Origin of the sequence: Chlorobium sp. (genome assembly GCF_021740465.1) — a bacterium.
In the GTDB taxonomy this organism is placed as follows: domain Bacteria; phylum Bacteroidota; class Chlorobiia; order Chlorobiales; family Chlorobiaceae; genus Chlorobium.
Map to the genome: position 1 here is coordinate 37,953 of NZ_JAIOZR010000005.1, position 24,519 is coordinate 62,471.

A 24,519-nucleotide genomic window follows, 5' to 3' on the forward strand; every position below is an offset into this window, starting at 1 on the left:
AAGGGCAAGTATATCCATGACACTCAATAAAGTCTATTACAGCGGCGGTGAAGAGATTCGGGATCTGACCATTGTAGGCGGCGGGCCTACAGGGATTTTCGCGGCCTTTCAGTGCGGCATGAACAATATTACCTGCCGGATTATCGAGAGCATGCCTCAGCTTGGCGGTCAGCTTGCCGCGCTCTATCCGGAAAAGCATATCTATGACGTTGCGGGGTTTCCCGAGGTTCCCGCTGCAGGCCTTGTCGAGAGCCTGTGGACACAGGCCGAACGCTACCATCCCGAGGTTGTTCTCGGCGAGGCGGTCAGGCGTTACAGGAAGCTTCCTGACGGTTCGTTCGAAACTACCACCACCTCGGGAAAAGTGTTTCTGTCGCGTGCGCTGCTGCTTGCCGCCGGTCTCGGCGCGTTTACTCCCCGAAAACTGCCACAGCTCGGCTGTGTCGATCATCTCGAAGGGATGGCGATATTCTATGCGGTACGTAATATCAGCGATTTTGCAGGCAAGAAGGTGGTTATTGTCGGCGGAGGCGATTCCGCCCTCGACTGGACGGTCGGGTTACTCAAGAGTGCAGAGCATGTAACGCTGGTGCACCGGATGCACGAGTTCCAGGGGCATGGCAAAACTGCCCGTGAGGTTGAGGAAGCCCGGGAGCAGGGGGCCATAGGTGTGTATATGGACACGGAAGTTTCCTCGATACAAGAGGAGGCGGGGGAGCTGAAAAAAGTGACGCTTAGCCGTAAAAACGGTGCATCCATCGATGTTGATGCAGACCGGCTGCTGATATTGATCGGGTTCAAGTCGAACCTCGGTCCGCTTGCCGAGTGGGATCTCGAACTTGTCGATAACGCGCTCGTGGTCGACAGCCACATGAAGACCTCAGTGGACGGCCTCTATGCCGCCGGAGATATCGCATGGTACCCCGGCAAACTCAAGATCATCCAGACCGGGCTGAGTGATGCTGCCATGGCCGTCAGGCATAGCCTGACCTATATCAGGCCGGGCGAGAAAATCAGGCATACCTTCAGCAGCGTTAAAATGGCAAAGCAGAAAAAGAATGAAGAGTAAGCTTTCCGTCTCTACGGGTGCTGCCGTTACCCCATTCGAGGCATGGATGCTTGCCGTACGTCCGAAAACGCTTCCTGCCGGAGCGGTGCCGGTTATTCTCGGCAGCGCCATGGCTGCGGCCGACGGACGCTTTCGGTTTACGGCGGCAATTGTGGCGCTTGTCTGTGCGCTCGGCATTCAGGTGGCCACCAATTTCATCAATGAAATCTATGATTTTCGCAAGGGAGCCGACACGGCTGAACGGCTTGGGCCGACAAGGACCGTCGCTGCCGGCATCATCAGCGAACACAGGATGATTCGTGTTTCCATTGCCCTTGTTTCGGTGGTTTTTCTGCTCGGCATGTATCTGGTGTACACTGCCGGCTGGCCGATTCTTCTGATCGGTCTCCTGTCGCTGCTCTTTGCCTGGGCCTACACGGGCGGCCCCTGGCCCATAGCCTATTCGGGTCTCGGCGACCTTTTTGTTTTTGTGTTTTTCGGTCTGGTGGCTGTCGGAGGCACTTATTATGTGCAGGCGTTCGACCTCTCCGTTCCGGTGCTGCTCGCCGCAGCGGCACCCGGGGCTTTTTCCGTCAATATTTTGCTGGTCAACAACATCCGGGATATTGCAACCGATCGGACGGTCGGTAAAATGACGCTTCCGGCGCGCATCGGTGCGACCGGAGCAAAGGCTCTCTATGTGTTGCTTACGGCTGTGGCTTATCTTGTTCCTCTGCTCGTATGGATCAACGGTTACTCCGTCTGGGGGCTGCTTTCACTTTTGTCCCTTCCCCTTGCCCTCGGCATGATCGGTAAACTCTACCGTTCGGAGGGGAGGGAGCTCAACGCCGTACTTGCGGGAACAGGCAAGGTGATGACCATTCACGGTCTCCTGTTTTCGGCAGGTCTTCTTTTTTAACTCTTTTATCGATTCATGAGCCGAGAATCCGTTTCCATCGCGCTTGTTCAGACCTCATGCGGGGAAAATCCCGCCGGAAATCTTGAAAAAGCCTGTCAGAAAATCAGGCAGGCCGCCTCTTCCGGCGCCGGGATCGTCTGTCTGCAGGAGCTCTTTACAACGCTTTACTTCTGCCAGACCGAAGCCTATGAACCGTTCGGGTACGCCGAACCGATTCCCGGGCCATCTACAGACCGGCTGCAGGAGCTTGCCCGTGAACTTGAGATTGTGATTGTCGCTTCGCTGTTCGAGAAAAGGGCAAGGGGGCTCTATCACAACACCGCGGCTGTTATCGACGCGGACGGAAGCTATCTGGGCAAGTACCGCAAAATGCATATTCCCGACGATCCCGGCTTTTACGAAAAATTTTATTTCACGCCCGGAGATCTCGGCTATCGGGTTTTCGATACCCGTTATGCGCGCATCGGCGTGCTGATCTGCTGGGACCAGTGGTATCCTGAGGCTGCACGGCTTACCGCGCTGCATGGTGCCGAGATTCTTTTCTATCCTACTGCAATCGGATGGGCCGCCGAAGAACATTCGGAGGGTGTTCGATGCGCACAGCGACAGGCATGGAAAACCATGCAGCTGAGTCATGCGATTTCCAACGGGGTTTTCGTCGCAGCCGTCAACCGTGTCGGGGTGGAGGGTGATCTCGAATTCTGGGGCAACAGCTTTGTAAGCGACCCCTTCGGTCAGGTTATCGCCGAAGCCGCCCATCAGGATGAAACTGTTCTCATGGCCAGCTGCGACCTCAGCAGGATCGGTTATTACCGTGCCCACTGGCCGTTTTTACGTGACAGGCGGATAGAGACTTATGGGGATTTACAGAAGCGCTTCATCGAGGAGTAACGCATGGGTTTCCGGAGAGAAAAAATGTTGCGGACACTGTCCGGTAGAAGGATCCGGCTATGAATGGTTATGGACTGATTGTTTTCTGGACGCTGCTACTGACCTTTTTTCTGAAGGTTTTTGCCGACATCCTCAATCTCGCCTCTTCACGGGCTGATCTTCCGGAGGAGTTTCAGGGGGTTTTCGATTCTGATGCCTACAGGAAGTCGCAGGAGTATCTGCGGGTGACAACTGGATTCTCGATTGCCGAAGCGGCCTTTGAGCTGGCGGTGCTTTTTGTTTTCTGGTTTGCCGGGGGGTTCGATCTGCTCGACCGCTTTTTCAGGGGTTTCGGTTTCGGCACCCTGCCGACCGGACTGCTCTATATTGGTTCGATTCTGCTCCTGAACGCAACGGCGGGGCTTCCCTTTACGCTCTACCGCACCTTTGTCATCGAAGAACGGTTCGGTTTCAACAAGACGACGCCTGCAGTGTTTGCTGGCGACACATTGAAATCGCTTCTGCTTGCCCTGCTTATCGGAGCTCCTGCGCTTGCGTTGCTCCTCTCTTTTTTCGGCTATGCCGGAGATTCCGCCTGGCTCTGGGCATGGGGCGTTTTCGTGCTGTTGACCCTTATACTGCAATATGTCGCTCCGGCATGGATCATGCCGCTTTTCAACCGCTTCGAGCCGCTTGGCGACGGCGAGCTGAAAACTGCTATTCTGCAATACGCACAGCGCACGGGATTTCCGCTTTCAGGTGTTTTCGTCATAGACGGTTCAACGCGCTCTTCAAAAGCAAACGCATTTTTCACCGGTTTCGGGCATCGGAAAAGAATCGCTCTTTTCGACACTCTTATAGCCAATCATACGGTTGAAGAACTTGTCGGCGTTCTTGCCCATGAAACAGGCCATTTCAAAAAGCGGCATGTGGTGATCAATATGGTGCTCAGCATGCTCAATCTCGGTATTATTTTCTTTCTGCTATCGCTTTTCATGCAGAATCGCCAGCTTTTCGATGCGTTTTTCATGAGCGAGGTATCGGTTTACGGAAGCCTGGTTTTTTTTATGTTGCTTTATACGCCTGTTGAATTTCTGCTCTCGATTTTTCTGCAGGTGCTGTCGCGGAGGCACGAATATGAGGCCGATGCCTATGCAGTTTCCACCTCGGAAAACGGCGAAGCTCTTGTCGAGGCGCTTAAAAAGCTTTCGCGCAGCAATCTCTCGAACCTCACTCCTCATCCGGTCTACGTTTTTCTCAACTACTCTCATCCGCCAGTGGTCGATCGCATCCGGAGGATACGGCAAATGTCAGGCTCCGGGGTATCCTGAACAGAACAGACTTTCATTTCCTACCATCATGACCGAATACCTGTACACCATGCCGCCCGAGTGGGCACCCCGCAAGGCAACCTGGCTTTCCTGGCCGCACAAGCTTGAATCGTGGCCCGGAAAGTTCGAACCGGTTCCCTATGTCTTTGCTGAAATAGCCGCATGGCTGAGTACCTCGGAGGAGGTGCATATCAACGTTCTTGACGACGCCATGGCCAGTCAGGCGCGCGAACTTATCCGTGCCGACACACACGTCGGGGCGGTGATGGAGAGGATTTTCTTTCACTATATTCCCACCAACGACGCGTGGTGCCGCGATCACGGTCCCAACTATGTATTCCGGCAGGAGGGCGACCGGATGGATAAGGTTATTGTGAACTGGGAGTACAACGCCTGGGGCGGCAAGTATGAGCCCTACGACGACGATAATGCCGTGCCTGAAAGGGTAGCGGCTCTTCAGCAGCTTCCGGTTGTTTCGACCGGCATGGTGCTCGAAGGCGGCGCGATCGACGTAAACGGAAAAGGGCTGCTCCTGACGACGGAGGCCTGCTTGCTCAATCCCAACCGCAATCCCGCAATGAGCCGCCTTGAGATTGAGTGCGAGCTTCGGAAATATCTTGGCGCCCGGAAGGTTATCTGGCTTGGCGATGGAATTGTCGGCGACGATACCGATGGCCATGTGGACGACATGTCGCGTTTTGTCGCTGAAACAACGGTGGTGACCGCCGTCGAGGATGATCCTCGGGATGAGAACTATCTTCCGCTCATGGAGAATTACGAGCGGCTCAGGAGCTCTACCGATATCGACGGCAGCCCACTGCAGATTCTCAGACTGCCGATGCCCGAGCCGGTTTATTTTGACGGTGAAAGGCTGCCGGCAAGCTATGCAAACTTCTATATAGCCGGTACGGTTGTACTGGTACCGACCTATCGTTCATCGAAAGACCGTACGGCTCTCGATCTGCTTCAGGGATGTTTTCCGGGGAGAAAGGTTGTTGGTATCGACTGTTCCGATCTGATCTGGGGGCTTGGCGCGATTCACTGCATTACCCACGAAGAACCCTCATTACCCTGTTGTACCTGAAAGTGCAGACGCCGCCGGTTGTCCGCCTGTGCTCACAGATCCGGGTGAGACAACTGTGTCAGTGTATCGCATATTGTCTCGTTTCGGGATGGTTATTGTCATGAATTGAGACGGTTTTGCGTCAGCCCTTTTCCCGATCCTGACCGGTTCCGGAATTTTTGTCCATTTTATGCTGCAATAGCTTTGATATTGGCAGCGACTGGTATTTCTGGCATGAAGATTGCATAATTATTTATGAAATCTTCACGCCAGTGAAGATGAGTAGATGTAATGGGGGACATCTGCTCAAAAAAAAGGAGGCCTTTACGGCCTCTTTTTTTTTGCCCGAACGAGCTTTTTCTACCGTTGATCCTCCTGAAGTCATTTTGTTCACTACAGAATTTCCGGTATAGGATATTTTCCTTCGATTTAAGCGTTCCCGCCATTTCCACGCATCTTTTCCAGAGCTGGAACAGCTATGCCGGTATAGAAAGTGAAAAAGGCCGTTCTGAATGTTTCAGGCAGAGACAGAAAGAGGTGAAAGTGAGACGGATTGTCCGGTGCTGATTTTTTCCCGCACCGTCCGATTAGCTGTCGAAGGGCCTTCGGGCTCTGTTTCTTCGCCAAAAAGAGTGATAAATGAACGATTTTCTCGTGAAAGATGGTTTTGGCATGGAATTTGTAAATTAATATCTGTAATTCATATTCCTCACGCCAGTGAGGTCGAGCAGATGTAATGGGGGACATCTGTTCATGAAAAAAGCGGCTTCGTGCCGCTTTTTTCATTGTATGAAATAAAGATTTCTCAGCCGAGCAGGCTCTTGAGATTTCTGCAGTTCTCGTCGACAAGTGCTGCGGATTTCTGAAGGGCGTCAAGTTCTTCTGCCGCAAGATCGAGTTCGAGAATCTGCTCGATGCCGTTTTTGCCGATTTTTACCGGGACCCCGCAGAATACGTTATCGATGCCGTACTCTCCGGTGAGGAGCGTTGTGCAGGGGATAATGCGCTTGCGGTCTTTAACGATGGCCTCGATCATCTCGACGGCCGAAGCGGCAGGAGCATAATAGGCGGAACCGGTTTTAAGATGGTTCACGATTTCAATGCCGCCATTCCTTGTGCGTTCTACAATGGCATCGATCTGCTCTTTCGGCATGAGTTCCGAAAGGGGAATTCCGGCAACACTGGTATACTTGACTACGGGGACCATGGAGTCGCCATGTCCGCCCAGTACGAACGCGTTGATGTCCTGCATGGAGACGTCGAGCGCTTCGGCAATGAAGCTTCTGAACCTTGCCGTGTCGAGTACGCCGGCCATGCCGATAACCCGTTCCTTTTCGAGACCGCTGATGGTATGGGCGACATGAGTCATGACATCGAGGGGATTCGATACCATGATGATAATCGGGTTTTTCGAATACTTCATGACCTGCTGGGTAACCTCTTTGATGATCGTTGCATTTTTCATCAAAAGGTCTTCCCTGGTCATTCCGGGTTTTCTTGCAAGACCTGCGGTAATGAGGATGATATCCGAATTTTCGGAATCTTTATAGTCATTCGAGCCGAATATTCGGGTATCGAACAGCGCCACAGGGCCGGACTCGTACATGTCGAGAGCTTTACCCTGGGGAATTCCTTCGACGATATCAATCAGCACAACCTCTTTCGCGAGTTGTTTTTCGGCAATGCGAAGAGCTGCTGTGGCGCCGACATTCCCGGCTCCGATAACAGTGATTTTCATAAGGCTCTATGTTTTAAAAGTGTAAAGGATGCTCACGTGGCAGAGGTTCGGGTTCTTCTGCCGCTTACAGCTGGTTTCGATGAAGTATAAAAAAAGCCGCCCAGAGGTGAATAGACGGCTTGAAGAAATATAAGCTTATTTTGTTTTAAGCCAAATCAGGCGGGGAGGATATCTACCTGTTTTTTGTTGTTGCGGCCGTTACGGAATGTTACGACTCCGTCAACAAGTGAGAAAATGGTATGGTCACGTCCGATTCCGGCATTGTTTCCCGGTTTGATTACCGTGCCTCTCTGTCTGACAATAATGGTGCCTGCTGATACGGTCGATCCTCCGGCCGCTTTCACGCCGAGGTATTTCGGGTTGCTGTCCCGTCCGTTTTTTGTCGATCCGCCACCTTTTTTATGAGCCATAGTAAAAAATAATTAACGTTAGCAATCCTGACTGGTTTTTCAGAGCGATACCACTTCGATACGGGTCATCTGCTGACGGTGCCCGTTTCTTGACTGGTAGCGTTTTCTGCGTTTTTTCTTGAATACAACGACTTTCTCATCCTTGACATGACCGAGGACTTTTACCTGTACGGTTCCGGAAGACTCTAAAGATGTATTCTCTCCATCGATTGCCGCCATGGACGTTACTTCGAGGGTTGCGCCTACTGCCGCTTTCTGCCGCGGGACGAAAAGCGTGTCACCCTGTTTAACCAGATACTGTTTATCGGAAATCTTGATCAGCGCCTGCATCTTGCACCTATAGTTTAGTGATAAAGGGTTTGAATATAGTCAATCATTACCTTAAGATCAAATTATTTGCTCCAATACCCCGCTTCAGAGCAGAAAAAAAGTTACGCAGAGCACGAGAGCGAACATGCCGAGTGAAATGGCGAAGAGCCTGTACCAGTTACGGAACATTTCAGGTGGACAGGGGTAGCTGAGCGGCTGTATGGCGCGAATGATGTAGCCCATGGTGAGGGCGACCTGCAGGACGATCAGGCCGGATTTCACCACTACCCAAATCGTCCATCCGTAAAAAAAAGAGGCAAGAAGAATTCCGGACATGACAACGCCGATAAAGGCGACATCGGCGACCTTCGTTTCCCGTTTGATGAACTCCCTGAGCAGGAGCGCATCCTCTCCGGCTCTCAGGGCCGTGCCGGTCAGCCTTGATTCGAGTGTTTTAAGCAGAAAGAGCGAAGCCAGTACCGTTCCGAACCAGGCGGCAAAACAGGTGATATGAATGAAGAGCAGTATGGTGTGAAAATCCATAAACACAGATGGTTGAAATTGAAAAACGGTAGACGCTTAAAGGTATCGTTCTCCTGCGGGGTTGTCAAGTGCTGAATGCCACTGGCGGCTTGTTTATTTTAAGGTTCTGCAGTAGCTTCAGGAACATCTCCTGCCGGCAAGGCCGGATTTCGCTACACTAACAGGTTTCCAAAAGAAGATCAAGAGAAGGTATGAGTGCCAAGGATCTTGCCCGCAAAGAGCATTCACCCATGATGCGCCAGTATCTGGACGTCAAGGATCGCTATCCGGATTACCTGCTGCTGTTCAGGGTCGGCGATTTTTACGAGACTTTTTTCGATGATGCCCGCGAGGTTGCGGCGGCTCTCAATATCGTGCTGACCAGACGTTCGAACGGTTCTTCGTCCGAGACTCCCATGGCGGGCTTTCCGCATCATGCAAGCGAAGGATACATCGCGAAGCTTGTGAAAAAAGGCTACAAGGTTGCGGTATGCGATCAGGTTGAAGATCCCGCAACAGCCAAGGGGATTGTTCGCAGGGAGATAACCGATATTATTACACCGGGTGTCACCTACAGTGACAGCATTCTCGATGACCGTCGAAACAACTACCTCTCGGCGCTCGCATTTCTCCGTTCCGGCCGCCAGATGCTCTGTGGCGTGGCTTTTATCGATGTCACGACCGCCGAGTTCAGGATAGCCGAACTGCATCCCGACGATGCAGCCGATTTTCTGCGCTCCCTGAACCCGGCGGAGCTGCTGGTTTCTTGTGGAGAGCGTGAACGGATGGAGATGCTCCGCACGGTGCTTTCCGATGGTACGGCAATTACCTCGCTCGACGAGTGGCTTTTCAGGGAAGATCATGCCGGAGAGGTGCTTTCCCGTCATTTCAGGACCCACTCCATGAAAGGCTTCGGCATTCAGGGAGGCGGTGCCGCCAGGATTGCTGCGGGTGTTATCCTGCACTATCTCGAAGAAACCCGACAGAACAGCCTGCACTATATCACGCGGATCACTCCTCTCCAGAGTGGTGACTTTATGACGCTCGATCTGCAGACAAAAAAAAATCTCGAAATCATTTTCTCCATGCAGGACGGCTCGCTGAGCGGCAGTTTGCTCGAGGTTATGGACCGTACCCGGAACCCGATGGGCGGCCGGCTGATTCGCCAATGGTTGCAGCGTCCGCTGCTGAAAGGTGCCGATATCGTTCTGCGTCAGGATGCCGTAGAGGAGCTGAAAACCGTTAAATCCCTTAGAGAGGAGGCTGGCAACCTGCTTGCGGAAGTCAGCGATCTCGAGCGGGTGCTTTCGCGGATTGCCACGCTCCGTTCCATACCCCGCGAAGTTCGTCAGCTCGGTTTGGCGCTTGGCGTTATTCCCCGTCTGAAAAAAGCTCTCCGGGAGGTATCCTCAAAACGTCTCGCTGCGCTTGCCGGTTCTCTCGAACCGCTTCCGGAGCTTGTCGAGCTTGTCGACAGGGCTGTTGACCCCGAGGCTGGAGCATCGATGAGGGACGGTGGCTACATCCGTGCAGGCTATCACGAGGAGCTCGACGTGCTCCGTCTTACGGCATCGACGGCCAAGGACCGGCTGCTGGAAATACAGCAGGAGGAGCGCCAGCGAACCTCGATTTCCTCGCTCAAGGTGCAGTTCAACAGGGTATTCGGCTACTATATAGAAATCAGCCGGGCCAACCTCGACAAGGTGCCCCCTTACTACGAAAAGAAGCAGACGCTGGTCAACGCCGAGCGCTTCACCATTCCCACCCTCAAGGAGTATGAGGAACGGATTCTCAACGCGGAAGAGCGCAGCATCGTGCTCGAACAGCAGCTGTTCCAGGAACTGTGCCGCACTATTGCCACCCATGCCGCTCCGATACAGGAAAATGCCGCTGTGATAGCCGAGATCGACTGTTTGCTTTCGTTCGCCGTGTGCGCCGAAGAGTATGGTTACTGCAAGCCCGGCATTTCGGGCCATATGGGGTTTTTGATCGTCAACGGACGTCATCCGGTGCTCGAGCGGATCATGCCCGTGGGCGAGGCCTATGTCGCCAACGACTGTCTTTTTAACGAAAAGCAGCAGATGCTCATGATCACCGGACCGAATATGGCCGGCAAGAGCTCCTTTCTCCGGCAGATCGGCCTTATCGTGCTGCTTGCCCAGGCGGGAAGCTTCGTGCCGGCCGAAAAGGCGGAGATCGGTATCGTCGATCGCATTTTCACCAGGGTGGGGGCTTCCGACAACCTTGCATCGGGCGAAAGCACTTTCCTTGTCGAAATGAACGAAGCCGCGGCCATTCTCAACAACGCCACTTCGAAAAGTCTGCTGCTGCTCGATGAGATCGGTCGGGGAACCAGTACCAGCGACGGCTTGTCCATCGCTTGGTCGATCGCCGAATATATCAGCCGCCATATCGGAGCCCGGACGCTTTTCGCTACCCATTACCATGAACTTGCCGAGCTGGAGGCCCGTTTTCCCGGGATCGTGAATTATAACGCCACGGTTATCGAAACCGCAGACCGGGTGGTTTTTCTCCGCAAGATCGTCAGGGGCGCTTCGGATAACAGTTACGGCATCGAGGTTGCCCGGATGGCCGGTATGCCCCAGACCGTCATTTCAAGGGCGAAGGAGATTCTTGCCGGCATGGAGAGGCGCGATGTCGATATTCCGGCCGTTCATGAGCCGGTGCGCCAGAGCATGCAGATAAGCCTTTTCGAGGAACTCGAAAACCGGCTTCGCAAAGCTCTTGAGGGGATCGATACCGACCGGATGACCCCTATCGAGGCGCTGCTCGAGCTGAAGAAGCTGCAGATGCTCCTGAGAACCCCGGATACGGCACGATGAGCGGCAAATCCGTTTTACTGATTTTCATTCAGGCCGACAGCGGCGTTGATGGTACCGCTTCGCTCGACGGTGCTTCGGCAAAGCGCGGACTGCCGGGATTGCTGAAGGATAGGGTACTGAGCAACGTCATCAGGCGTGCACAGTTCGCCATACCGCCGCTCTCCCTTATGATTCTGAGTTCGGTTAAGGTTCCTGGCGTCACTCAGACCATCTGCGATCTGCGTTTCGATCGCCTTCCTCTTGACCGCCACTGGGATATGGCAGGCATCAGCGTCCAGACAGGAGCGGTGAAACCCGCCTTTGATCTTGCACGGGAGCTTCGCTCGAAAGGCATAAAGGTTGTGCTTGGCGGCCCTTATGTGACCATCTTTCCCGACCGGTGCCGCGACCATGGCGATGCGCTGGTGATCGGGGAGGCCGACGACATCTGGCGCGAGGTACAGGAGGATCTTCGCCGCGGGGCACTCAAGGCGGAGTACCGGGTGGCATCGTTTCCCGACCTTTCGGTTGAGCGAATTGTCGGCAAGAGTGCTCTCGATATCGGCAGCTATTTCACCACCAATGTGGTACAGACCACCAGAGGGTGCCCCTACAGCTGCGATTTCTGCAATGTGCATGTCATGAACGGGCACCGGTTGCGCCATCGCACCATTCCCTCGGTGCTCCGGGAGGTTGAAGCGTTCCTCAGGGAGGACAAAAGGATTTTTTTCTTTCTGGACGACACCGTCAATGCCGACGAGCACTATGCCGAAAAACTTTTCCGCGAACTCATTCCCTTCGGCATCAGCTGGGTAGGCCAGGCCACCACCGCTCTGGGCGAAAAGCCGCGCCTGCTCGACGCGTTTGCCCGTTCGGGCTGCGGTGCGCTCCTGGTGGGAATAGAAAGTCTCGCTGACGGCAGCAACCACGCCCATCAGAAGTTTCATAACCCGGCAGTTCGCCAGGCTGCGTGCATCAGAAACATTCGCCAGGCGGGCATCTGTGTTTACGGCAGTTTCATTTACGGCCTCGACGAGGATACGCTCGATATGCCGTGCATGCTCGAGGAGTTTATCGAGGAGACCGGTATCGACGTGCCCGGGATCAATCTTCTGCGTCCGATTCCCGGAACCGGAGTTTTCGACCGGCTTGCGCTTGAAGGCCGCCTGCTCCATTCGCCGGACGACCACGACGCCTTCCGTTTTTCATGGGGTCAGGAGATGCTCTACCGTCCGCAGCGGATAGCCCTCAGGGAGTTCATACCGAGCTACACGGCCCTGACAGGACGGGTCTTTACCGTGCGAAATGCCCTGAAGCGCGCCATGCGGGCTCCCAGACTCCGCAGCGCAGTACTCATGTTCAACCTGCTCTATGTGCACATGTACGGTACGGCCCGCAAGGATCTTCTTCGCCAGCTCGCGGATCTTGCATAATTCCGGAATTGCCTGTGCAGACGAATGGAAAAATTTCCTTTTTGCGTTGTTTTTCCGTTGAGCGCTCCCTGGTTGTTCGTATCTTTTCGAAAGCCGATACGCCGATACGGTAATATACCCACGTTACTCCAGAGCTGACCTTCAGGCCGGAAGGGAGTTCCGGCAATGCCCGGGGAGCAACCAACAACAGAACCGGAATGATGAAAAAAATCATGCTGCTCGGCAGCGGAGAACTGGGCAGGGAGTTCGTTATCGCTGCCAAACGTCTCGGGCAATACGTGATTGCCGTCGACAGCTATAACGATGCGCCGGCACAGCAGGTGTCGGACGAGCGCGAAGTGATCGACATGCTTGACGGCAGGGCTCTCGATGCCCTGGTGGCCAGGCATCGTCCCGATGTGATCGTGCCGGAAATCGAAGCCATCCGTACCGAACGGTTTTACGACTACGAAAAGCAGGGCATACAGGTGGTGCCTTCGGCCAGAGCGGCCAACTTCACCATGAACCGGAAAGCCATTCGCGACCTTGCCGCAGGGGAACTCGGCTTTCGAACGGCCCGATACCGGTATGCGGCTTCTTCCGGTGAGCTGCAGGCTGCCGTCAGCGAGATCGGCCTTCCCTGCGTGGTGAAACCGCTGATGAGCTCGTCGGGCAAGGGGCAGTCCACCATTAAAACCCTGGAGGACATCGAGCGGGCCTGGAGCTATTCGCAGAGCGGCAGGCGCGGCGATATTGCCGAAGTGATCGTGGAGGCCTTCGTGCCGTTCCATACCGAAATAACGCTATTGACCGTAACGCAGAAAAACGGTCCGACGCTTTTCTGCCCTCCCATCGGCCACCGTCAGGAGCGGGGCGATTATCAGGAGAGCTGGCAGCCATGCCGGATCAGCGAAGAGCATCTGCACGAGGCCCGGGAGATTGCCGGAAAAGTAACCCGTTCGCTGACCGGAGCCGGCATCTGGGGGGTTGAGTTTTTTCTCGCCTCTGACGGGCTGTATTTTTCGGAGATCTCCCCCCGTCCGCACGATACCGGCATGGTGACCCTGGCCGGCACACAAAACCTCTCGGAGTTTGAACTTCACGCAAGGGCCGTGCTCGGTCTTCCGATTCCGGAGATCCAGTTGCTGCGGGTGGGGGCAAGCGCGGTTGTTCTTGCCGGCAGCGAGGGAAAGAATCCCGGTTATACCGGGCTGGAGGATGCCCTCAGGGAAGCCGGTACCGACATCCGCATTTTCGGAAAACCGACGACTCGCCCATACAGGCGAATGGCCGTGACGCTGGCTTATGATATGCCGGGGTGCGATGTCGATGCGCTGAAAGCAAAAGCCGTCGCAAATGCAGGGAAGGTAGGGGTAACGAGCGAGTAGGCGTTTACTCTTCCTTCAGGCAAGGGAAAGAATTTCGTCCTCGAGCAATTGCTGGTTGTAGAGGCCGTAGTAGATACCCTTTTGGTGCAGCAGTTCATCGTGGGTTCCGCATTCGGCTATCGTGCCTTCACTGAGCACAAAAATGCTGTCGCAGTTTTTAACGGTCGAGATCCTGTGGCTGATCAGAATGATGGTGGTTTCCGGCAGCTGCTCGAGGAGGGCATCGAAAATCCTGGCTTCCGTCGAGGTATCGACAGCCGAGAGTGCGTCGTCGAGCACCAGAACTTTCGGATGGCAAGCTACAGCTCGAGCAATACATGCGCGCTGTTTCTGTCCTCCGGAGAGGTTGATGCCTTTTTCGCCAAGCATGGTTTTATACTGTTCCGGAAAATCCCTGACATCGTCGTCGAGCATCGCAATGCGGGCGGCAGCGGCAATCCGGCCCGGATCGGCATCCTCCGGGCTTCCATAGCCGATATTGTTTTCAATGGTATCTGAAAAAAGGAAGTTGTTTTGTGGAACGAATCCGACCTGCCGTCTAAGGTTCTCTACCGGAATTTCCCTGATATCCCGGCTGTCGAGCATGACCATACCTCCGTTCGCTTCGTAAAGTCGCGGGATGAGACTGACAAGGGTTGTTTTTCCAGTACCGGTTGCACCCACAAAAGCGATCTTCGAGCCGGGTTCGGCTTTGAAGGTAATGTTTTTCAGTACCGGAATATCTGGCTGCGAGGGGTAGTGAAACGACACATTCCTGAATGAAATTTCACCCCTCCCGGGTGCGGCTTCGCCTGTTTCCTGCTTCTCGCCATTGGCTATATCCGGGACAGTATCGAGAATTTCGTTCAGGCGGCCCTGGGCCGCAGCGGCTTTCTGGACAATACCGGTTACCCAGCCGATGGAAATGATGGGCCAGCTCAGCATGGTCACATAGACGATGAACTGCGCGATACCTCCGATGCTCATCTTTCCTCCGATGGCGCCCATCCCGCCTATCCAGATTACCGGTATGAGGGAAAATGCCGTCATGGCGGTGAGCATGGCGAAAAAGAGCGCCTGGAGTTTGCCGAGTGAAAGGTTTTTCCGATAATAGTCGAGGTTAAGCTTTTCGAACCGCTCGATCTCGACTTCCTCCCGCGTAAAACTTTTTACTACCCTGATTCCGGTGAGGTTTTCCTGGACAAGGTTGGTGATTTCGGCATAGCTTTCCTGAATGCTTTTCGATCGTTTCTGCATCGAACGTCCTATCCTGTAGACCGAATAACTCAGAATCGGAGCGGGAAGCAGGGCGAAAAACGTGAGGGTCGGAGAGAGCGCCAGCATGGCGATGATTGCAAAAAAAAGTCTGAAGAAGGTGTTGATGGAGTACATGATGCCCGGTCCGAGAAAGTCGCGTACGGCATTCAGGTCATTGGTGCCTCTGGAGATCAGTTCTCCGGTACTTGTACGATCATAAAAACTGCGCGGGAGCTGTTGCAGGTGACGGTAGTAATCGTTTTTAAGATCATATTCGATGTGTCGCGACGTAACGATGATTTTCTGCCGGACGAGAAAAAGAAAGAATCCGCTGAGGAGGGCAAAAAGAACATAGAGCGCCGTGAACCCGATGATATCCTCGATCCTGAACGATTCCTGCATGGCATCAACTGCGCTGCCGATATAGCGGGGTCCGGTTACCGCGAAGATATTGGTAAGGATAATGTATATGAATCCTTCACCGAGATGACGTTTATATCCGAGAAGGTAGGGTTTCAGTGCAAGCAGATTTTTCATCCGGTGTTTTTTTGTTTTTGCGGTAGTAATGTATAATAAAGAAGATGCAAAACACAAAGGCATCAGTGTCAGCCTGTTCCGCATAGCGGCATCGTCACGTTGTATGTGTCCTGAAATCTTTCAGTTTTTCGGGATACCTCTTTTTTCAGGTTGCGACTATTGACGCGGATGCTTCCACAATTATACCGAGGCGCCTTCAAATTATGCCATTCGAGACGCAGAAAAGCTATTATTCAATCGGTGAGGTAAGCCGCATAGCCGGTGTACCGGCCTATCTTCTTCGTTACTGGGAGAGTTTTTTCACCGAACTGACCCCTTCGCGAGATACCCGGGGAAACAGGCGCTATACCAACCGGGATATCGCCATGGTGCTCAACATCAAGGAGCTGGTGTACGACAAGGGATACAAGCTTGGCCGGGCCAGCGAGCTGGTGAAAGGTGATGCGCCGGAGAACGATTCCGACCGGAAAACCGCGGAAATTCTCAAGTTGCGCAAACAGATCGAGCGAGACCAGAAAAAAAACTCGACCGTTGACGACCGGCGAAGGGTTCTGCTCGAAGAGATCCGCGAAGAGGTTGAAGATTTGCTGCAGATGCTGGGGTGAAGATAGTGATCGGTAAGCGGTTGGCTGCAAGCAGGGAGAGGATTTTTCCGACAGGTCGGACCAGTACCTGGCCGACGAAATCCAGGCATCAATAAAAAAGCCGGCGAAAGCCGGCTTTTTTATTGATGCTGTGAAAAGTTTACTGTGCGTAGAGCACTTCGAACTGGCCGCAACCGCCCTTGCAGACATGCTCGACCCAACGGGCGTAAGCACCACCGCTCCAGCGGTACTCCTCGAGGTTCTGTGAACGGAACTGAGGTGCTGCATAACGGATCTTGTATCCTTTGGGAAGCACGACTTTCAGCTGGGTGTCAACCGTGAAGTCATTGAACTTTCCGACCATGCCGTGGTGTACCAGCGGGATGAGCGGGTGGTTGAGAATCCTGCGAAGACCGCCGCCAGCATCTACCGATACTCCGGGGAAATCACCGTCAACCTTCACTTCGATACCCTGAGAGTCAGAACGGAAACCGGCTTCTACCGATGCGGGCCTGTTGAGTTTGTCGGCCGGGAAAAGTTCCATCCAGCGGGAGATGGAGTCTACAACACCGGAACCTCCATGGGAGAAACGCCACCGTGTAACCCCGACAGGACCCTTGTCGCTGCCCTGGGTGCCAATGCTGTTGACCTCGATTCTTGAAATTCTCTGTCCGCCTTCGTTCAGCGCGGTAAATGCAGGGCCGATAAACCAGAAGTCACGGATCCAGTCGTTGAATGCTCCGGTGCTCTGGATGGCCTTTACGGTGCCTTCCCAGGTGTCGATCACATCAGGGTTGTCGAGCGGCACTTTCATGATGATGTCGTGGAACTGGCGCCCCTGCATGTAGATCGGATTCGGGACGTTTCTGCGGACTGCGTCGGAGCGGTAGTAGTACATGTTGACAACGGAACCCTCGAAGGAGAATGTGTGCGAGAAGTCGCCGACCGTGACGGACCCTTCACCTACGCAGATTCTTCTTTCCTTGGTTTCATTGGCAATATCGGCCTCGACGACCAACTTGTTCTTGGTACTGTCAACAATCGATTCGATCACTGCGGAGAACCGGACGAACCCTTTTGCGGGATCGAGAGGCTTGACATTGATCTTGACGTTACAGTCGGCAGGGAGGAGCGGGCTTGCCGGAGGTACGTTTACCTTCGCGCGCCCTTTTACCTTTCCCCATGAGCTCGATCCGCCCTCAAGAATAATCTCGTAATCCGAGTGGGCAGTGGTGGTGTCTTTTGTGCCGAAAAGAGCCATAATGATTTCTCCTTTTTCTGGTGGCGTTGAAATTGGATATTTTCAGGAAGCACACGGTGTTGGTTCCTGTTAAATAACAGCTTGGAATAAATTTAAAGAATAAAAATCAATAATTAAAGGAAAATATATCTCACAGCTCCGCTGCTTTGCATGAAATAATGTATACTGACAGCTGCTTTTTGCATTTTCTGTAAACTGCTGCAAAATCCCATGAACGATAACCGGCCTGCACGGCATAAATCAGGAACTCTCTCTTTCGGGTTACCGCTTCTGAGCGGTATCCTGCTTGGCATATCATTTCCCTCCTATCCGTTCGTTCGTCTTGAACTCCTTGCATGGATCGCTTTTGTCCCGCTGCTGCTCTCCCTTCGGCAGGAAGAGCCGTTCGGAAAAGCTTTCCGGAAGGTCTGGCTGTCCATGCTGGCGTTCTCTTCCATCTCGCTCTGGTGGGTCTCTCTGGCCACCCTGACGGGAGGTTTGCTTACCATCCTTGCCGAGTCTTTTTTCCTTTCGGTTCCTTTCCTTGTATTTCTTCTTCTGAAGCGGTGGAAAGGATTCCGTTTCGCTCTTTTTTCTTTCCCTTTTTTCTGGACGGCGTGGGAGTGGGCATACATGCAGCAGGATCTCTCTCTCGGCTGGCTGACCCTCGGCAATTCGCAGGCCAATCTGAATCTCATGATCCAGTATGCCGATATAACCGGCGTCTGGGGCATCACGTTCTGGCTGCTCTGGTTCAATGTCCTTGCCGTGCAGTTCTGGCAGGAGCGGCAGCAGGGGAGGGTGAGACCGAAGCTTCTGGCAGGTGTTCTGCTGATGATAGCCCTGCCGCTTTTCTACGCGGGGCTTGCCTTCCGGAAAAACATGCAGGATGACAATTCCGGAGGTTCCGTCAAGGTTTCGCTGGTGCAGCCCAATATCGATCCAATGGAAAAATGGAAGCGGTACAGCGGAGCCGACATCATGGAGCTCTATTACCGGCTTACCGTCAGGGCCGTCTATCTGGATAATCCGGAACTGGTTATCTGGCCGGAAACCGCCATTCCCTTCTACATACTCGACAGCCGGTATTCCGGTTACCTGCATTCCCTGCGCCTTTCCCTCAAAGAGTGGAATGTGCCTCTCCTGAGCGGTTTTTCAGATATCGTGTATTTCCATCCCGAATCAGCCGAGGCAAAAAGCGGCGAGGTGAAATACGACAGTACGAGCAGCCGGTTTTTCGAAACCTACAACGCATCCATGCTGCTTACGCCCGATTCCCGCAAGCCCCAGGTCTATCATAAAATCCGCCTGGTTCCCTTTGCCGAAAGGGTGCCTTATGTGGAGTATCTGCCCTGGCTCGACCAGTTTACCTTTTCGCTTGCCGGGATCAGCAGCTGGGGAAAGGGTTCGGACTATCCGGTGATGGAGTTCAGTTCCCGCGCGAACGGCACGGTGAAAACCTCCAACATCATCTGCTACGAGTCCATTTTCCCGTCCCTTGTTACCGCCTTTGTTCGTAATGGTGCCCAGTTTCTTACTCTCGTAACCAACGACGGGTGGTACTCGACCTCCTACGGTCCCTACCAGCATGCCGCCATAGCGAAGCTGCGCTGCATCGAGAATCGCCGGGCGATGGCGCGTTGCGCAAATACCGGTATTACCGCTTTTATCGATCCTCTCGGTCGTATTTATGCGGAAATTCCCTGGTGGGAGGCAAAAACGCTCACTGCGGATGTTCCGCTTTCGAGCCACCTTACCTTGTATACCCGGTATCCCGATATTTTGCCGAAGGTCGCAGCGGCAGTTTCGGCTTTGCTGCTCATCACCGGTTTTTTCCGCAGGGAGCGCTCATAAGAGACGGAACGGGTAAAAGAGGGCATTCAGCCTATCCTATTCCGTATGCCTTGATCTTGCGGTAGAGCGTTCGTTCGTTGATGCCGAGCACTCTGGCGGTCTGTCGCCTGTTGCCATGCTGCTGCTGCAGGGTTTCGAGAATGGTTTTTTTCTCGATCTCCTCAAGCGAGGGGGATGTTCCTGTTTCGGATGCCTGTTCTCTTTGAGGAGTCGCAACGCTTCCGTTTTCGTCCGGCTCAGGCGTTGAGGCGGTTTGTGCCACGGGGGGAGGCAACAGAAGCGCAGGTTGCTGGGTGCGGTTATGCAGCAGCATCTGCAGGAGATGGCGGATTTCGCTCATTTCCTGACGGAGCTGGATAATGCTGCTGTAGATCAGGTTCAACTCCTGTTTTTCAGATTGTGATGGATCGTGCACAAGTCCTTTATGGCGGCTGCGCTGCAAGAGATGCTTTTCAAGAATCTCCGGCGTTATTTTTTTCCCTTTCTCCAGAACGAGCAGCGAGTCGATCAGGTTGCGCAGTTCCCTGATGTTGCCGGGCCAGGGGTAGCGCAGCATGACCTCGACGGCTTCCGGGTCGAACCCTTCGAAAGTGATGCCGTGTTGCCGTTCGGATTCGCGCACGAAATGTTCGGTGAGCAGGAGAATGTCGCGACCTCTTTCCCTGAGAGGAGGGAGCTGCAGTTCAACGCTTCGGAGCCGGTAGTAGAGATCTTCGCGGAAATTGTTTTCCGCGACCTGCTGGTAGAGGTTTTTGTTGGTAGCGGCGATGACGCGGGCATCCGAATAGATGGTTTCCGATGAACCGACCCGCTGGAACTCTCCGCTTTCAAGTACACGGAGAAACTTTACCTGTGTTTCCGGCGGCATTTCCCCGATTTCGTCAAGAAAGATGGTGCCCTGGTCTGCACTTTCAAAATACCCTTTTCGGGCCTGGATCGCTCCGGTGAAGGAGCCTTTTTCATGCCCGAAAAGCTCCGACTCCAGAAGGCCGGAGGGTATGGCTCCGCAATTGACAGGAATGAAGTTTTTTGCCCGTCTCCGGCTGTGCTCGTGGATGAACCGGGCAAGCACCTCCTTGCCCGATCCGGTCTCTCCGGAAATGAGGACGGTAATATCTGTTTCCGCCACCTGCGAGGCCAGCTCCCTGAGGCGGGTTATCAGGGTGGAGTTGCCGATCAGGTCGCGCTGTTCTCTTGCGGCTTTCATGAAAACGCAGTTCTTTGAGTGACCGCTTACCGCAGAGGTACGGCAACCGAGGTGAAGGGAATCGAGCTTCCGGCAATTTTCGCCTCCTTTTCTGTCCGCCAGCTTTTCTGCAGACGTACCTTGTGCAGACCTCCCTGCTGAATGATCGATACCGAACCGTATGCTGAAAGTTCCGATACCAGATTTTCAGCATTTGCCCGGTTGCTGAAGCTGCCGAACTGGAGGGTGTAGAGGCCGGTTTCGGAAACAGGTGTTGCCGGAGGGGTCGCTATGATTTTCTGCTGAACCGGTTTCTCTTTTACCGGGACTGTCGCTGCGGGTTTGCCGGCATCCGGAGGCGGCGCCATCGGCGGGACGCTTTCGGGAAAGGCAAGCGGCCCGCTAAGGACGAACTGGAACGCGGAGAGCCGGGTTCTGCTGAGTTCGTCGAGCGAAGGATCGGGATACTCGGCAAGCTGCTTCCGGTAAAGGTATGCGGCCTGGGGGCCGTCTTCCGAAAGCAGTGCGTCCACAACGAGTTTTTCGGAAGGGATGGAGATGTTCTTTCGGATATTTTCTAACAAATAAACCTTATCTTCACTCACATATTGCAGAATCTGGGGAGTGTAGGATGTCGGTGCTGCATAAAGCCTCGGGTTCGACAGGCAGAACACTGCCGGCAGTACGATGATGAGTTTCCTGGTGAGCTTGCGAAAAGAGAGCATCGTTTCCATGCTGGAATAGTTGCAGTAGGGGAGATGGCCATGCCTCCCGGTAACACGGTTTATAAGAGCCAATATGACAAATATTTTATTTTTTCCTTCAAATCATACTTCGCTATGCTCCCTTTTTCGGTGAAATCATTCGCTAAAATCAATCTCGGTCTCCTGATCACCTCCAGAAGAGCCGACGGGTACCATACGCTTGAAACGCTTTTTGCTCCGATCGACTGGTACGACACCATTACGTTTTCGGAGTCCGCCACGCTCTCGATGCGCTGTACCGATCCTCTTCTTCCCGTAGACGAGAGCAATCTCTGCATGAGGGCGGCCAAAGCCCTCCGGGAATCGGCAGGGATCAGCGCGGGCGTTTCCATTACCCTCGACAAGCGGATCCCTTTCGGTGCCGGTCTTGGCGGCGGCAGCAGTGATGCGGCAACCGTGCTCAGAACGCTCAACGAGCTCTGGAACGCCTGTGCTTCCCCTTCCGACCTGCACTCCCTGGCCGTAGGTCTCGGCGCAGACGTGCCCTACTTTCTTGAAATGAAGGGTCTTGCGTTTGCACGGGGGATCGGTGACGAACTTGAAGATCTTTGCCTGACTCTCCCGTTCCATATTGTTACGGTTTTTCCCGAGGAACACATCTCCACGGTATGGGCTTACAAGCATTTCTATGCGAGATTCGATCGAAGCGTGCCGGATCTGAAGCTTCTTGTCCGAAGGCTTTGCACCGCCGGGGAGCGTTCCGGGCTCGGAGCTTTTGAAAACGATTTCCAACCGGCGGTATTCGACCACTATCCTTTGGTTAAAAAGGTCAAGCAGGATCTTCTCGATCAGGGTGGCTTTTTTGCTTCGCTTTCGGGAAGCGGTTCGGCGGTGTTCGGCTTTTTTGACCGCCGGGAGGAGGCGGCGGCGGCCGCAGCCATGATGCAGCGTCAGAACTATCGGGTCAGCCTTACCGGGCCAGGCTTTTCCATGGAACGGTAAGACTTCGGGGGCCACTTCAGTCAGGCCTGCTCTTTTTTACGATATGTCGAAGTTCCGAAGCGAAGAGCCGCAGATCTTCGTCGAGAAAGTGCGATGAGTGCAGGCGTGTCCGTTTCACCTCCGTAAAATCCAGCGCGACATCGAGAAACTTCTCCCTGAAGAGAGGAGCCTCGGCAATCAGCTTTCCGTCAGGCCCGGTGAGCGAAGAGTTGCCCCAGTACGTGAAACTGTCCTCGTTTCCGGTACGGTTTACGCAGGCCACATAGGTGCTGAACAGAAATGCATAGGTGCCTGCAATGGTCTCCCATTGCGATACGATTGCCGGTTTGCCGCTGCCGGGCGACATGCGCAGCGGGCTTGACATCAGCGCTACAAGCATTTTCGCTCCCTGCTGGGCAAGCAGGTAGGGAACCGATACATGCCAGAAATCCTCACAGATGGCCACGCCTATTCTTCCCAGACGTTTTGAGTCCACCGCCCGGATATGCTGGCCGGCGGAAAAATATCGGAGCTCCTCGAACATGCCGTATGTCGGCAGGTAGATCTTTCGGTGGATGCTTTCTCCCCGGCCGTCCTCAAACATGAAAGCTGAATTATACACCCCGTAATCATTGCTGAGTTCGATGCCTCCACAGATGATGCAAATCTTCCTGCTCAGTTCCCGCAGCGGGTCGAGCCGTGCATCTTCTATGTGCATGGCGATGTCCTGTGCAGCATCCTGTACATTGTAGCCTGTCAGCGACAGCTCCGGGAAGGCCACGGCATCGGCGCCGTCCCTTATGGCGTTCTCGATGACCAGGCAGTGCCGTTCCAGATTTTCGTTGAAATTGGCAAGTACGCTTCCGGTTTGAGCTATTCTCATGGTTGCATGCAGCATCGATTCTCCGGTTTCAGTGGTATGGGTAGAAAAAGTAAAAGATCAGCGAAAGCAGGGCCAGAATCCACATTCCGGGATGTACCTCCCTGATTCTTCCGGTAATGGAGCGAAGCGCAGTAAAGGCGATAAATCCGGCCGTGATGCCTACCCCGATATTGTAGGTGAAGATAATGAGCACGATGGTCAGAAATGCAGGAAACAGCTCACTGTAATCGTTGAAGTCAAGTCGGGTGACAGACTGCAACATGAACATGCCGACAGTCACCAGTGCCGGCCCGTATGCGTAGGGGGGCACGATAGTCAAAAGCGGCGAGAAAAACAGCGCCATCAGGAACAGTCCGGCTACGACCAGAGCCGTAAAGCCGGTTTTTCCTCCCTGTTCGATGCCGGCGGCGGATTCTATGTAGATTCCTGCCGTTGTTGTTCCCAGAAGCGAAGCCGCAACGGTCGACAGCGCGTCAACGAGCATGGGCTTTTCGATTTCAGGAAGGTTATCCTCGCCGTCGAGCAGGCCCGCCCTCGACGAGAGCCCGAAAAGCGTGCCCATGGTATCGACAAAATCCATCACCAGCGTTGTGGCTATAACGCCCGCAAATCCCCAGGTCAATGCTCCGGGGACATCGATATTCATGAAGATTGGAGCTATCGAAGGGGGCTTGCTGACGATCGCTTCAGGCAGGGGGGAGAGGCCGAGCATGAGGAACACCGATGTGATGAGGGCTATGCCGATAAGAATTGCGCCGGTTATTCGCTGCACGAGGAGCATCACCATGACGAGGAGCCCGCCCATGCTGATGAGCACTTCGGGTTTTGCAATGTTGCCGAGTTTTACCGGTGCACCAGGAACGCCGAGTGCGACGATGCCCATATCGTTAAGGCCGAGGAACGCCAGAAAGAGGCCGATTCCCACCGAAAAGCTGTGCTTCAGTGAACCAGGTATCGCACCGGCAAGCCACTGACGCATCCCTCCGAGCGTCAGGAGGGTAAAGAGCGCGCCGCTTATGAAAATGGCCGCCATTGCGGTCTGCCATGAGTAGCCCATGGTCTTCACGACAGTATAGGCGATAAAGGCGTTTTCTCCCATGTACGGAGCGACGGCAAACGGTCTCTTTGCATAGACCGCCATCAGAAAGGTTCCGAAAACCGCCGTCAGGATGGTTGCCGTCATCGATGCGCCTTTCGGTATTCCCGCCGCGGCAAGGATTGCCGGGTTGACTATGATGATGTAGGAGAGAGTGAAAAACGTCGTTACTCCTGCAAGAAACTCCTGCCGGTAGCTGGTGCGGTGCGCCTGAAAATTGAAAAAAGATTGCATGTTTTTTCCGGGGTTGAGGTAACAATCTGATAGAAAACAAGATAAGCATAAAGAGCGAAAACGGGGAACCGTAAACGTGAAAAGGAATCTCCGATGTAACGGGCAGCTCAAGCCGGAACACCAGGGGAGCTGTTTTATTGCGGCCGTCCGAA

At 53.9% G+C, this 24,519-nt stretch carries 21 protein-coding genes; 11 read left to right on the forward strand and 10 right to left on the reverse strand.

What is annotated here, in order from left to right:
• The first annotated feature begins 16 nt into the window (after positions 1–16).
• The 5 genes from K9G39_RS03510 to K9G39_RS03530 are packed head-to-tail and all read left to right on the forward strand — an operon-like array spanning position 17 to position 5,252.
• The gene (locus K9G39_RS03510; RefSeq protein ID WP_292003549.1) at positions 17–1,069 is read left to right on the forward strand and encodes an NAD(P)/FAD-dependent oxidoreductase; all 1,053 of its coding nucleotides are present in this window, start codon (positions 17–19) and stop codon (positions 1,067–1,069) included.
• Complete coding sequence (locus K9G39_RS03515; RefSeq protein WP_292003550.1) at positions 1,059–1,967, forward strand: 1,4-dihydroxy-2-naphthoate polyprenyltransferase; 909 nt, start codon at positions 1,059–1,061, stop codon at positions 1,965–1,967. Before K9G39_RS03510 ends, K9G39_RS03515 begins: the two co-directional genes overlap by 11 nt.
• Positions 1,968–1,982: 15 nt before the next feature.
• Positions 1,983–2,858 carry a carbon-nitrogen hydrolase gene (locus tag K9G39_RS03520; RefSeq protein ID WP_292003551.1) on the forward strand — a complete coding sequence of 292 codons (876 nt, stop codon included), beginning with the start codon at positions 1,983–1,985 and terminating at the stop codon, positions 2,856–2,858.
• A gap of 59 nt (positions 2,859–2,917) precedes the next feature.
• Positions 2,918–4,168: a M48 family metallopeptidase gene (locus K9G39_RS03525; protein ID WP_292003552.1), complete on the forward strand. Its 1,251-nt coding sequence runs from the start codon at positions 2,918–2,920 to the stop codon at positions 4,166–4,168.
• Positions 4,169–4,196: 28 nt separating this feature from the next.
• Positions 4,197–5,252 (forward strand): agmatine deiminase family protein, encoded by a 1,056-nt coding sequence (locus K9G39_RS03530; protein WP_292003553.1) that lies wholly within the window; start codon positions 4,197–4,199, stop codon positions 5,250–5,252.
• A 784-nt stretch (positions 5,253–6,036) separates the two neighbouring features.
• Here K9G39_RS03530 and mdh read toward each other — a convergent pair.
• The 4 genes from mdh to K9G39_RS03550 form a co-directional block, all read right to left on the reverse strand.
• On the reverse strand, positions 6,037–6,969 hold the full coding sequence (gene mdh / locus K9G39_RS03535; RefSeq protein ID WP_292003554.1) for a malate dehydrogenase: 933 nt from the start codon (positions 6,967–6,969) through the stop codon (positions 6,037–6,039).
• A gap of 155 nt (positions 6,970–7,124) precedes the next feature.
• The gene (rpmA, locus tag K9G39_RS03540; protein WP_292003555.1) at positions 7,125–7,379 is read right to left on the reverse strand and encodes a 50S ribosomal protein L27; all 255 of its coding nucleotides are present in this window, start codon (positions 7,377–7,379) and stop codon (positions 7,125–7,127) included.
• Between the two features lie 39 nt (positions 7,380–7,418).
• A complete protein-coding gene (rplU, locus tag K9G39_RS03545; RefSeq protein ID WP_292003556.1) occupies positions 7,419–7,709 on the reverse strand; it encodes a 50S ribosomal protein L21 in 291 nt (96 codons plus the stop codon).
• A gap of 84 nt (positions 7,710–7,793) precedes the next feature.
• Positions 7,794–8,231: a hypothetical protein gene (locus K9G39_RS03550; protein WP_292003557.1), complete on the reverse strand. Its 438-nt coding sequence runs from the start codon at positions 8,229–8,231 to the stop codon at positions 7,794–7,796.
• A 191-nt stretch (positions 8,232–8,422) separates the two neighbouring features.
• On the opposite strand from K9G39_RS03550, the gene mutS reads away from it, so the two are divergent.
• The 3 genes from mutS (at position 8,423) to purT (ending at position 13,832) form a co-directional block, all read left to right on the forward strand.
• Positions 8,423–11,053, forward strand: coding sequence for a DNA mismatch repair protein MutS (gene mutS / locus K9G39_RS03555; RefSeq protein ID WP_292003558.1), 2,631 nt, complete (start codon positions 8,423–8,425; stop codon positions 11,051–11,053).
• Positions 11,050–12,465: a radical SAM protein gene (locus K9G39_RS03560; RefSeq protein ID WP_292003559.1), complete on the forward strand. Its 1,416-nt coding sequence runs from the start codon at positions 11,050–11,052 to the stop codon at positions 12,463–12,465. The genes mutS and K9G39_RS03560 overlap by 4 nt, the downstream gene beginning before the upstream one ends.
• Before the next feature lie 197 nt (positions 12,466–12,662).
• Positions 12,663–13,832 carry a formate-dependent phosphoribosylglycinamide formyltransferase gene (gene purT / locus K9G39_RS03565; protein ID WP_292003560.1) on the forward strand — a complete coding sequence of 390 codons (1,170 nt, stop codon included), beginning with the start codon at positions 12,663–12,665 and terminating at the stop codon, positions 13,830–13,832.
• Between the two features lie 15 nt (positions 13,833–13,847).
• Here purT and K9G39_RS03570 read toward each other — a convergent pair whose 3' ends face one another.
• A complete protein-coding gene (locus K9G39_RS03570; protein WP_292003561.1) occupies positions 13,848–15,605 on the reverse strand; it encodes an ABC transporter ATP-binding protein in 1,758 nt (585 codons plus the stop codon).
• Between the two features lie 203 nt (positions 15,606–15,808).
• On the opposite strand from K9G39_RS03570, the gene K9G39_RS03575 reads away from it, so the two are divergent.
• Positions 15,809–16,210: a MerR family transcriptional regulator gene (locus K9G39_RS03575; protein ID WP_292003562.1), complete on the forward strand. Its 402-nt coding sequence runs from the start codon at positions 15,809–15,811 to the stop codon at positions 16,208–16,210.
• A 139-nt stretch (positions 16,211–16,349) separates the two neighbouring features.
• Here K9G39_RS03575 and K9G39_RS03580 read toward each other — a convergent pair whose 3' ends face one another.
• The gene (locus K9G39_RS03580) at positions 16,350–17,450 is read right to left on the reverse strand and encodes a bacteriochlorophyll a protein (RefSeq protein WP_292003563.1); all 1,101 of its coding nucleotides are present in this window, start codon (positions 17,448–17,450) and stop codon (positions 16,350–16,352) included.
• A gap of 210 nt (positions 17,451–17,660) precedes the next feature.
• Here K9G39_RS03580 and lnt point away from each other — a divergent pair, with 210 nt between their 5' ends.
• Positions 17,661–19,283, forward strand: coding sequence for an apolipoprotein N-acyltransferase (gene lnt, locus K9G39_RS03585; protein WP_292003564.1), 1,623 nt, complete (start codon positions 17,661–17,663; stop codon positions 19,281–19,283).
• Between the two features lie 31 nt (positions 19,284–19,314).
• On the opposite strand, the gene K9G39_RS03590 is transcribed toward lnt, so the two are convergent.
• Positions 19,315–20,490 (reverse strand): sigma-54 dependent transcriptional regulator, encoded by a 1,176-nt coding sequence (locus K9G39_RS03590; protein WP_292003565.1) that lies wholly within the window; start codon positions 20,488–20,490, stop codon positions 19,315–19,317.
• Positions 20,491–20,516: 26 nt separating this feature from the next.
• Positions 20,517–21,266, reverse strand: a complete 750-nt coding sequence (locus K9G39_RS03595) for an SPOR domain-containing protein (RefSeq protein WP_292003566.1) — start codon at positions 21,264–21,266, stop codon at positions 20,517–20,519.
• A gap of 42 nt (positions 21,267–21,308) precedes the next feature.
• On the opposite strand from K9G39_RS03595, the gene ispE reads away from it, so the two are divergent.
• Positions 21,309–22,175, forward strand: coding sequence for a 4-(cytidine 5'-diphospho)-2-C-methyl-D-erythritol kinase (gene ispE, locus K9G39_RS03600; protein ID WP_292003567.1), 867 nt, complete (start codon positions 21,309–21,311; stop codon positions 22,173–22,175).
• 16 nt (positions 22,176–22,191) lie between these two features.
• Here ispE and K9G39_RS03605 read toward each other — a convergent pair whose 3' ends face one another.
• A complete protein-coding gene (locus tag K9G39_RS03605; protein ID WP_292003568.1) occupies positions 22,192–23,052 on the reverse strand; it encodes a nitrilase-related carbon-nitrogen hydrolase in 861 nt (286 codons plus the stop codon).
• Positions 23,053–23,065: 13 nt separating this feature from the next.
• Positions 23,066–24,367, reverse strand: coding sequence for an NCS2 family permease (locus K9G39_RS03610; protein WP_292003569.1), 1,302 nt, complete (start codon positions 24,365–24,367; stop codon positions 23,066–23,068).
• Between the last annotated feature and the right edge of the window lie 152 nt (positions 24,368–24,519).